A 2711-nucleotide genomic window follows, 5' to 3' on the forward strand; every position below is an offset into this window, starting at 1 on the left:
CGCTTAGCAAATCGCTTAAATACCCGCTCATGCAGCGTGTGTTCGAAGCCCTCTCCAGCCCTGTCCGGCGCAAGATCCTGGCCTATCTGGCCCACGCCGATCTGACGGCGGGCGAGATCGCGGCCAAGTTCGAGATCTCGAAGCCGGCGGTGTCGCAACACCTGTCGGTGCTGGAGGTCGCGGGCCTGGTGAGCAGCGAGAAGAAGGGCCAGTTCGTCCACTACAGTCTGGCGCCCGATCATCTGGCCAACACCCTGAACGGCTACGTTCAGGAGGTCTGCCCGGTGTCCAAGCCGTTGAAGCGGGAAAGCGCCGAGATCGCGAAGGGGCGACGATCCGATGCATCCTGACGCTGGGCTAACGCCGTTTTCCTGATCGGGTGTGGCTCCGGCGCCCTTGCGGAAAGGGCGTCGGATCGGGCAAGGCTGTTTTGCTTTCGTTCCGTTTTCAGCAGAGGGCTGCGGGCTCGCGCATCATGAACTCGTCGTCTCTGCCCAGCGTGCTGTCGAGTCCCGAGGTTCAGGCCTTCGCCACCGGCTTTCCGATCCTGCTTCTGCATCTGATCGTGACCTTCGGCCTCCTGGCGGTCGGGGCGACCGTCTACGCCCTGCTGACGCCGTGGCGCGAGGTGGCGCTGATCCGTCAGGGCAATCCCGCCGCCGCCGTGGCCTTTTCCGGGGTGCTGGTCGGGCTGGCGATTCCGCTGGCCGTGTCCCTGTCGACGTCGACGTCGATCCGCGACATCGCCATCTGGGGCGTGGCGACGGTGGTGCTGCAACTGCTGGCCTTCCGCGTGGTCGACCTGTTGCTGACCGGCCTGCCGCAGCGCATCGAAAAGGGCGAGGTCGCCGCCGCCGTGGTGCTGGCGGGCGCCAAGCTGGCCACGGCCCTGATCCTGGCCGCCGCCCTGACCGGCTGAGGCGGCGCCCTGATGCGCTTTCCCCATCTGCCCGACTGGACCATTTATGCGGCCGTGGTCGGGGCCCTGCTGATCGTGTCCCTGGGGCGACGGGAAAAGGCCGACGCGCCTCACCTGCCCGAGGACGACGAGGCGCACGGCGCCCTGCTGGGGCCGGTCACGCCGTTTGATCCGTCGGTCACGGTCATCGCCCCCGATGTGCCTTTCCAGCCGTCGTCCGGGACCGCCTTCTCCATCGCCGGGGACGGGCGCTGGGTCACGGCCCGGCATGTGGTCGAGGGCTGTCGTCGGCCGGCTCTGGTGATCGGCGGGGGGCGCGCCCTGGCCGCCGACGTGCGGCTGGCGGAACGCGCCGACGTGGCCCTGTTGCTGACCGAGGGCGGCCCTCCCGCCCTGCCGGTCGCGGCGCAGACGGCGCTGCGCAAGGGCCAGCGCGCCTTCCATCCGGGCTTCCCCCAGGGCGAGCCGGGCGAGGTGGCCTCACGCCTGCTCGGTCGCGAGACGCTGAAGGTCCGGGGGCGCGGCGAGCGCGACGAGCCGGTGCTGGCCTGGGCCGAGGCCGGGCGCACCAAGGGGCTGAAGGGCACGCTGTCGGGTCTGTCCGGCGCGCCGGCGCTGGACCGTCGCGGCCGGGTTCTGGGCGTGACCATCGCCGAGGCCCCGCGACGGGGGCTGATCTACACTACTTCGCCCGACACCTTCGCCCCCGCCATCCGCGGTGAGCAGCGCGCGGATGAAAAGGCCTTGGGCGAGGCGGTCAACACCGACAACTACGGCCAGGTGGCCGACCGGCTGCGGCGCGACCTGCGCGTGGCCCAGGTGGTCTGCCTGACGGCATAGTCGTCATTCTCCGGTCAAGCCGGAGGATGACGAAAGGATAGAGAGGTCCTCCCCGCCACGAGCAGCGGGGAGGTTCGCTTATCCCTACTTCAGCGTCGCGCTGTTCAGGTTCAGGTCGGTGAGAGGGATCACCTCGACGTTGGGGTATTGGGCCCGCAGGGCGTCGATGAACTTGGACGCGTCGCCGACGATGACCAGGCTGGCGCGGTCGGTCGGCAGGTGTTCGGCGAAGGCGGCCTCGACCTGTCGCGGGGTGACGGAGCGCACCTTGGAGGCGTAGTCGGCCAGGTCGCTCATCGGCAGGTCGTAGAGGGCCAGGTTGGCGACCAGACCGCCCAGACCGTCCACCGTCTCCAGCGAGCGGCCGAAGCCGCCGATCAGCGCAGCGCGGCGCGGGGCCAGTTCGGCCTCGGTGGCCGGGGCGGTCCCCAGCTTGCCGACCTCGGCCAGGATCAGGTCGGCCACCTCGGTCGCCGTCTCGTTCTTGGTCTGGGTCGAGGCGGTGAAGACGCCCACGTCCTGCTGGGCGCCGACCGAGGAGCGGGCGCCGTAGCTGAGGCCGCGCTTGATGCGGATTTCCTGGTTCAGGCGCGACGAGAAGCCGCCGCCCAGCAGGGTGTTGCCGAGCGTCAGCGGGAAGTAGTCGGCGTCGGTGCGCTTGATGCCGCGGATGGCGGCGGTGACGGCGGCCTGACCCGCGCCCGGCTGGTCGATGACGACGATGCGCGGGGGCAGGGCGGGGCCGGCCTTGGTGACGGGGGCAGGGGCGGCGGACGACGGGTCGCGCCAGTCGCCGAAGGCGGCCTGCGCCAGTTCACGAGCCTCGGCCGGGGTCACGGCGCCCGAGAAGACGATTGTGGCCTGGGACGGGCGATAGCGGGCGGCGTGGAAGGCGGTCACGTCGTCGCGCGTGATGGCCGGGACGCTGGTCAGGGTGCCGCCGCCGGGCGCG

General features: G+C 70.6%; 4 protein-coding genes. 3 read left to right on the forward strand and 1 reads right to left on the reverse strand.

The features are described from left to right. The first annotated feature begins 29 nt into the window (after positions 1-29). The 3 genes from VGE49_RS11495 to VGE49_RS11505 all read left to right on the forward strand — a co-directional run bounded on the left by VGE49_RS11495 (position 30) and on the right by VGE49_RS11505 (position 1759). Positions 30-350: a metalloregulator ArsR/SmtB family transcription factor gene (locus VGE49_RS11495; RefSeq protein WP_331034688.1), complete on the forward strand. Its 321-nt coding sequence runs from the start codon at positions 30-32 to the stop codon at positions 348-350. A gap of 125 nt (positions 351-475) precedes the next feature. Further along, positions 476-919 carry a DUF350 domain-containing protein gene (locus VGE49_RS11500; RefSeq protein WP_331034689.1) on the forward strand — a complete coding sequence of 148 codons (444 nt, stop codon included), beginning with the start codon at positions 476-478 and terminating at the stop codon, positions 917-919. A gap of 12 nt (positions 920-931) precedes the next feature. Beyond that, on the forward strand, positions 932-1759 hold the full coding sequence (locus VGE49_RS11505; RefSeq protein ID WP_331034690.1) for a S1 family peptidase: 828 nt from the start codon (positions 932-934) through the stop codon (positions 1757-1759). Between the two features lie 84 nt (positions 1760-1843). Here the strand turns inward: VGE49_RS11505 and VGE49_RS11510 are convergent. After that, a partial coding sequence (locus VGE49_RS11510) for a M16 family metallopeptidase (RefSeq protein ID WP_331034691.1) occupies positions 1844-2711 on the reverse strand: 868 nt, incomplete at its 5' end.

Source organism: Brevundimonas sp. (genome assembly GCF_036405315.1).
Classification (GTDB): Bacteria; Pseudomonadota; Alphaproteobacteria; order Caulobacterales; family Caulobacteraceae; genus Brevundimonas.

Bases quoted from the DNA above. Each gene is read 5' to 3' on its own strand.
- VGE49_RS11495 (WP_331034688.1), top strand. From the start codon at position 30: ATGCAGCGTGTGTTCGAAGCCCTCTCCAGCCCTGTCCGGCGCAAGATC.
- VGE49_RS11500 (WP_331034689.1), top strand. From the start codon at position 476: ATGAACTCGTCGTCTCTGCCCAGCGTGCTGTCGAGTCCCGAGGTTCAG.
- VGE49_RS11505 (WP_331034690.1), top strand. From the start codon at position 932: ATGCGCTTTCCCCATCTGCCCGACTGGACCATTTATGCGGCCGTGGTC.